The organism is Anabaena sphaerica FACHB-251 (genome assembly GCF_014696825.1).
GTDB lineage: Bacteria > Cyanobacteriota > Cyanobacteriia > Cyanobacteriales > Nostocaceae > RDYJ01.
The window spans coordinates 21,954-29,486 of the sequence record NZ_JACJQU010000034.1; the positions used below are offsets into that span (position 1 = coordinate 21,954).

A 7,533-nucleotide genomic window follows, 5' to 3' on the forward strand; every position below is an offset into this window, starting at 1 on the left:
ATCTTTCACTTTACATAGTTTAATCTAATTTGTTGCTTATTGGGCAGTGAAATAGGGAATATCCATAAGATTATCGTATAATAACCATCTAAGTAGAACTTACTGCGTTGTGGAAAACACTACATTTAGTTTATCTGTTAGAGTTAAAACAACCGCAAATTTATTTATTGACTTTGTAAATAATAGTGAGGAGCAATACGTGATTACTAGGGGTTATTTTATAGGTGAAATAATAGATGAACTAGCAAATATTGCTCACCAAGTTGATAACAGATGCAAACTAGGCGTAACAGACCTAAATAAATATCTTGAGGATTTCTTTAAAGAAATATTGAATAAATTACTTGATTTACACTTAGAAAATCTCAATAATGAAAGAAGTAATGCGCCTGGATTAGATTTAGGTGACGCTTTAAGCCATATAGCATTTCAAGTTACATCAGAAAAAGAATCGGCTAAGATTAATCATACTCTGAAGACTGTTTTGGAACATAATATTCAAGAATATAATGATATTTATATACTAATAATAGGTTGCAAACAAAAAAGTTACACAGAGAAGAAGGAACTTTGGGATAAATTAAATTTTAAGAAGGAAAATATTTGGGATATCAACACTATTTGTAAAAAAGCAATTGAGCTTCCTCTCGATACATTACAATCTATTCACCAGTACATAAAACAAGAGGTTGTCAGAGTAAAAATAGAGTTAGAGATACCAAATCAAGAAGGTGAATTTGCTACAAGTATTAAAAATTATATTGAGCCAATAGCCAAACCTAAATTTAATGAAAATTCACTTAGAGTTTATTATGAATATTACATCAATAATAATTTTGGAGGAGATGATTACTCAATGGATAATATAAAACAGGCGTTTGATTTTTTAGCTAAGGAACTTGCCAAGTTACCTCGCATAACACGAGAATTTTATGCTTTCCTTCTTGAAAGGAGGGATGAAAATTCTTTGCAAGAAGCACATGGAGGTAAATTTTATTATCGTTTTAATGAAGATAGACTGAGAAGAATCTGTAGATATAATGATATTGATGGAGAAATTAGATTGCTTACAAAGCATGAATTTATATCTTGGGATAATCCTATTCCTATTGATGAAGAGTATTATACAGGGTGGACTGAATCTTCATATCGTATTTACATTCCAGGTGATTCTAAAAGTTATATTTCTTCTTTCATTGAAGACTTGGTAAATTTTGTGGAAAAAAACAATATTGGTTATCAAAAACCCATAGTAAATCTCGATTTTAGTGATTTTTAATGGGTGGTTAATTTGATCAAAATAGGAGAATTAATACTATGCTACCAAATACCTATCAACTACCATTGACATTTGAGCAAATTCTTACTCTAGTTAAACAACTTTCTGATTCTGAAAAATTGTTACTTAGCAAAGAACTAGAAAAAGAAACATTGAATCATAAATTAACAGAGTTGTTGGAAGTATTTCAAACTGATGAATTATCATTAGCAGAAATTACTGAAGAGGTTGAAATTGTCCGTTCTCAAATTTATGACAGAAAACAAAGCAGTTAAGATCATTATTGATACTAATCTTTGGATTAGTTTTTTGATTGGTAAAGAACTGAAAGATTTAAAAGACCTTTTAGTTGCAGAAACAATTATAGTAGTAATTTCTGAGCAAATATTAGAAGAAATTACTTTAGTAACTCAACGTCCTAAGTTACAAAAATATTTTCCGTCTAACAAAGTCCATGAGTTAATTCAACTTTTACGAACCATTGGTGTATTTATAAATATAACCTCCGAAGTTTTTATTTGTCGGGATGCGAAAGATTATTATCTTTTAGCACTAGCAAAAGATAGTGACGCAAATTTTTTAGTCACTGGTGATCAAGATTTATTAGTGATTAAAAAATTTGAAAATACTGAAATTGTTACTTACCAAAAACTTTTACAGAAATTAGAGAATTGATCTGAGTACATATTCACCCCACTGATTCTTGCGCTTCCCGATGCAATCTTTTAGCTATCCTAAATAATTCTTGACCTGTGTGCAAATAGCGATCATCGTAACTTAATGGAAAATATGCCAACTCTTCTATCCCGTCTGCAAGTTGACTCAAACAATAGTAGAGGTGCGCTGCTGCTGCTGCGAAATTAGGAGGATTTGGTAGAGAACGAAACTTAAATTGAGCTTCCTTCAAATCTTCTCGACAAGAGTCTAAATAATCCTGAAATGCGTCTAACAATTCATCATCAAAAGGATCTGCGGCTAATTCCTCAATTTGCGCTTCTAGAGAACTGAGAATGGTAAAAAGTATCCTATTTACTGGTTTATAAACTCGGCGCAACCATTCTTCGATTTGTTCATCAGCATCTCTTCCCGTTGCCCTGGTTTTTTGGTAAGGTTTTTGTTCAGAATTACGCTTTGGTTTGGGAATACTTGATTTTTGGGAATTATACCGCAGTTTTTGGTCGTATTGCTGGCGATTTTGGGTGTCCCCTAAAACCTCATAAGCCGCATTGATAAGAATAATTTGCTCGTTATTGGCTGTTTTCTGTTGAGTATCAGGATGAAATAACTTCACCAAGCGGCGATATGCTTGTTTAATCTCCGCTTGGCTGGCATTGGCATTAACTTTGAGGATTTCGTAGTGGTTAGAATCGACCATGATCAGTTAACAGTTATCAATTATCAGTTATCAGTTAACTGATTTAATCTAACGTATCGTTAGCTGATACTTGTTGCAACCTTTGCTTCTAAATCCTGGAACAATGGTGTACTCAAATATCTCTCACCAAAACTCGGTTGAATCATGACTATTAAACGTCCCTGATTTTCTGGACGTTGAGCGACACGAATAGCCGCACACAAAGCAGCACCACTAGAAATACCAGATAATAGCCCTTCTTCTCTTGCTAATCTACGACTGTAGGCGATCGCTTCTTCATCACTGACAGTAATCACCTCATCAATCAATTCTACCTTTAACACTTGGGGAATAAAACCCGCCCCAATTCCCTGGATTTTGTGAGGACCTGGTTTACCTCCTGATAAAATTGGGCTATTAGCTGGTTCAACAGCGATCGCTTTAAAACTAGGCTTTTTAGCTTTCATTACTTCCGCTACACCAGTAATAGTACCACCTGTACCCACACCTGCCACAATCATATCTACCTGGCCATCCGTATCTTCCCAGATTTCAGCCGCTGTAGTTTCTCTGTGTATTTTGGCATTAGCTGGATTACGGAACTGTTGCAACATATACGCATGAGGTGTAGTTTCCACTATTTCCTGCGCCCTGCGAATTGCCCCGCTCATCCCCTCAATACCTGGTGTTAGTTCCAGTTCTGCCCCATAAGCCCGCAACATTGCCCTTCTTTCTGAACTCATGGTTTCAGGCATGGTCAAAATTAATTTATACCCCTTAGCAGCTGCTGTCATGGCTAAGGCAATACCTGTATTTCCCGATGTCGGTTCTACCAATACCGTCTTGCTAGGAGTGATTAAACCTGCCTGTTCCGCATCATTAATCATACTCACGCCAATTCGGTCTTTAACTGATGCAGATGGGTTCATGCTTTCCAGTTTCACCAAAATCTGCGCTACACAGCCTTCCTCTTGGGGAATGCGGTTCAACTGCACTAGGGGAGTCCGTCCAACCAGTTCTGTAATATTCCGAGCAATCCGCATAATAATTTTGATTCCTTTAAATGTAGTACATGAAATCTAACTGCCTCCGTGAATCTCGCTGTTCACAGAGGTCTTGAAGCGAATGTTTTTGTAAGACTGCGTTTGCCGCCTGACGTGCTTCCTGCCAGATTTCTTCCACAATCGCACTATCTACACTTTTGGGGTTGGTATCATCTTCACCCGGTTTGATATCCAACCCTTCTAAACATTCCAAAATATCAAAAACGCTAATTTTCCAAGGTTCTCGCGCCAACAGATAGCCACCTTTTGAACCACGTTGACTTTTAACTATACCTCCACGCCTCAAAGTAGCAAGTAGCTGTTCCAAATAGCGATCTGGTATATTTTGCTGGGCGGCTATTTGTCGAATTTGCATCGGTTCGCCGCTTTCGTAATGACTTGCCATTTCTAATAACGCCAGGATTGCGTATTCAGATTTACAGGATAGTTCCACAAGCTGCAATTTAAGAATAAAGGATAAAGGATAAACGATGAAGGATCATTCATAATTCATAATTCATACTTTTTCCAGTATACTCCGGTTTTCCACTGGGGTTTGTACTTTTTTTCTACCCAAAACAAAAAACCCGCCTCATGGCGGGTAAAAATAGATTTCAAGATTGTCAGCAGATGGTCAATGTTCTAGTCTAGAAGGTGAACGTTGTTCTGAGAGTACCAATAAAGGCATCTTCATTGCCGCTATTCTGTCCAGTAGCTGGCAACCAAATCACACCAGGAGTAACAGAGATGTTATCGGAAACGCGATACTTGTAGAAACCTTCAACTTGGTAGGGAATATCACCAGTGTTAGCACCACCATTATTGTTAAAGGAATAAGGTTGAGCGCCACCGAAAATACCCAATACGTTACCTTTCTTACCAAAGTCAGGTAACGCTACACCAACTCCATAACTCCAAGCTTCAAAGTCATCACCTGCACCGAAGCCAGTAACATCGTGGTATGAAACGAAACCACTGATAGAAAGTTTGTCGCTAGGTCTAAAGGCTGCGGAAAGACCGTAGGAATTGCTAGAAGAGGCGCTGCCTGCACTGAGATTATTAGCTAGTGATGTACCTACTACGGGAATGGAAGTTACACCATCACTAGCAAGAGTTGTAGCTGAGTCAAACAAACTACTACCTGCACCATGATAACCATGTACATAGGTAGCAGCTAAAGCAATGCGATTACCAACATTAAAGTTTAACTGACCTAAAGCCGCATAGTTGCCATCAAACAAACCAGCACCAGCAGCAGGGTTATTAGCCTCAGAAGCCAAGTAACCTAAAGTTAATGAACTTGGTTTGAGAATACCGCCACCTTGACCAAAGGGGACATTCAGTGCAATACCTGCACCACCACCAATACGATAGATGGGGTTTTCAGAACTAAAGGTACTTAAAGCACCGTTACCACCATCAGTTTTGTCAAAGAAGTAGGGGTTGTTCACAGCTGCGTAATGGCTGTGTTGACCACCAGTAGCTGCTATGTAGACCTGTGCTGGACCGATAGGAGCTTCATAGGTTAGTTTGTCTATCTCAACACCATTATTACCAGTGCTACCAACATCAAAGGTTTGGTTAGCTTCAGAGGAGGTTCCAAAACCTCTAGTATTACCCGCCGTCAAACGGGTATTTAACATATCTCTACCTGTGAAGCTGCTTTGCAGGTTCAAACGGACTCTATCTTGAAAAACGGTCTTACCCCCAGGATCGCCCTTAAAGGAATCAGTGACAGCAAAAATAGCTTCACCTTGCAATTTGGTGGTTGTAGAGAACTGATTAGCTTCCAACTCAGCAGTCCGTGCTTCTAAAGCATCTACACGACCGCGTAATGTTGCCAGTTCAGCAGAAAATTCTTCTTGTAACCGCTGTAAAGTTGCTAAGTCCTGTTTTGTCACCATGTCAGCTGTTGCTGTGGCGATCAATTCATTAACACGATCCAAACAGGCGTTTAAACCAGCGGCAAATTCATAACGGGTCAACGCCCGGTTGCCGCGATATGTACCATTGGGATAACCAGCAATACAGCCATATCTCTCAACCAAGGACTGCAAAGCTTGGAATGCCCAGTCGGTGGGTTGGACATCAGAAAACTGAGAAACTGATGTTACTTGAGACTGTGAATTTTGACCTTCGTTGCTGTAGCGTTTAACTTGATCTAACGTATCTGTTGCTTGGGCCAATATTTCAGGCTGTTGGGAAACTTCTGTTGCTGTTTGTGTTTCCAGTGTTGATACTTCAGTGGTGGTATTTGGAGCCGCTATCGCTGTTCCTGAAACTAACAACGCTGCTCCTAAAACTGCTGGGCTAACCACCAGAGACTTCCACAAGAGATTAGACATCTTTCTTTTACTCCTCACACCATATCTAAAGATAACTGTTTTTGTCGTACCTATTTCTCAGAAATGCGACATTTTGCTTTAACCTGTGTATGAGGCATAGCTGCCACTACTACAATTTTAGTTTTTACAAAGCTAATAACTGATTAACGAAACGTTAAACTTTTATGCAATTAACTTATGTAAAAACCTCTACATTATAGTTTGATATTATATAATATGTGAGACTAATAATCAAGATAAGTCCCGTTAATTAAATAATGGTCAGCAGCCCTGCCACCATATTGTGAATTAGGAACCAGTATTGACAACTCCCTACGGACAGAAGCCGGGATATTATTGAATAGTCTACAAGCGGATTTTCAATGGTGCTGACAAAGGCAACCTAGACGCTTGATAAAATAGCAATACGTGATGTATTGCCATTGCGCTTACTTGTAAATTTTTTGCGCTTTCCCAGTCCATCACCAGCCAGATGGGTACGTTTAACATCCAGGTATTATTTGCCCTTTTACTATTCCAAATGCCGATTATGCCTGTTGTCGGGATTGCTCCCTACGAGGATGGTTCAACACGTCGATGGTTGTTCTTGCTTGCTTTTTCTAACTCCGATTAGACCACTGTGGCTGAATCCACACAGTCGTTTGACTGGATTTAAAAATCCCTACGACTTATAACCCTATCTGAAGCCTGGGGCTTGCGTCTCGTTTTGTGGTCAATAATATATTTATGCTAATTCTCTGGCTTTAAATTTGCTATATCCCCATCTATTAGCTGCTTTTACTGTTATGAATGACAATAGATGGCAATATTTGTTTATGGATTGGGCGAAGTTTTACAATACATAAAAAACTATCCGCCCTAAATTAAATCAGATGATCTAACTTAGGGCGGTCTAGCGGGTCTTCAGGTTGCAACCAGACTGCCGGAAGGAACTCCGACTTTTAGCCTAGCTACTTGAGCTAACTTAGTATCTCAGGATGACTAAGGCTAACTTTTAGAGAACAGCCCCGGCGCACAGCCGGCTAACTGCAACCTGATGACCCATGCGTATACTACTTTCTATCATGGGCATCACCTCCTTATTGCCTAATCGGTCTTAGTTTCAAAAAGGCAGAGTGAAAAACTCTGGGTTTGTAACCTGAGATTACTATAGCACATAAAATGAGTTTGGCAATATTCACAGATAAAAAAACCCAGACAAATTGCCTGGGCTGGATTGAAAAGGATGAATGCTAAATGATTTGATTAATTCATCATCAAATTAGAGAGCGTTACCACGTGGTAATACTTCTTCAGGGAATACAAATTGTTCATGGGGTTGGTCTTGAGGAGCCATCCAAGCGCGGATACCCTCGTTCAGCAAAATGTTTTTGGTATAGAAAGTTTCAAACTCTGGGTCTTCTGCTGCCCTTAATTCTTGGGAAACGAAGTCATAAGCTCGCAGGTTTAATGCTAAACCCACGATACCGACAGAACTCATCCACAAGCCTGTGACTGGGACGAATAACATAA

The 7,533-nt window shown here is 38.9% G+C and carries 7 protein-coding genes and 1 pseudogene; 3 read left to right on the forward strand and 5 right to left on the reverse strand.

The window, feature by feature from the left end:
* Positions 1 to 109 precede the first annotated feature (109 nt).
* Genes H6G06_RS26280 through H6G06_RS26290 form a run of 3 tightly spaced genes read left to right on the forward strand, consistent with a single transcriptional unit; the run spans position 110 to position 1,954 of the window.
* Positions 110 to 1,279: an SMEK domain-containing protein gene (locus H6G06_RS26280; RefSeq protein ID WP_190565002.1), complete on the forward strand. Its 1,170-nt coding sequence runs from the start codon at positions 110 to 112 to the stop codon at positions 1,277 to 1,279.
* 38 nt (positions 1,280 to 1,317) lie between these two features.
* Entirely contained in the window at positions 1,318 to 1,554 is a 237-nt protein-coding gene (gene vap15, locus H6G06_RS26285; RefSeq protein WP_190565003.1) for a type II toxin-antitoxin system VapB15 family antitoxin, read from the forward strand.
* A complete protein-coding gene (locus tag H6G06_RS26290) occupies positions 1,532 to 1,954 on the forward strand; it encodes a putative toxin-antitoxin system toxin component, PIN family (protein ID WP_190565010.1) in 423 nt (140 codons plus the stop codon). Before vap15 ends, H6G06_RS26290 begins: the two co-directional genes overlap by 23 nt.
* Positions 1,955 to 1,967: 13 nt before the next feature.
* Here H6G06_RS26290 and H6G06_RS26295 read toward each other — a convergent pair whose 3' ends face one another.
* The 5 genes and pseudogenes from H6G06_RS26295 to H6G06_RS26315 form a co-directional block, all read right to left on the reverse strand.
* The gene (locus tag H6G06_RS26295) at positions 1,968 to 2,654 is read right to left on the reverse strand and encodes a J domain-containing protein (protein ID WP_190565004.1); all 687 of its coding nucleotides are present in this window, start codon (positions 2,652 to 2,654) and stop codon (positions 1,968 to 1,970) included.
* 59 nt (positions 2,655 to 2,713) lie between these two features.
* Entirely contained in the window at positions 2,714 to 3,676 is a 963-nt protein-coding gene (gene cysK / locus H6G06_RS26300; protein ID WP_190565005.1) for a cysteine synthase A, read from the reverse strand.
* Between the two features lie 16 nt (positions 3,677 to 3,692).
* Entirely contained in the window at positions 3,693 to 4,130 is a 438-nt protein-coding gene (locus tag H6G06_RS26305) for an Rrf2 family transcriptional regulator (RefSeq protein WP_190565006.1), read from the reverse strand.
* Positions 4,131 to 4,323: 193 nt separating this feature from the next.
* Positions 4,324 to 6,021, reverse strand: a complete 1,698-nt coding sequence (locus H6G06_RS26310) for an iron uptake porin (protein ID WP_190565007.1) — start codon at positions 6,019 to 6,021, stop codon at positions 4,324 to 4,326.
* Positions 6,022 to 7,282: 1,261 nt separating this feature from the next.
* A pseudogene (locus tag H6G06_RS26315) lies at positions 7,283 to 7,533 on the reverse strand (photosystem II D2 protein (photosystem q(a) protein)); the annotation flags it as partial.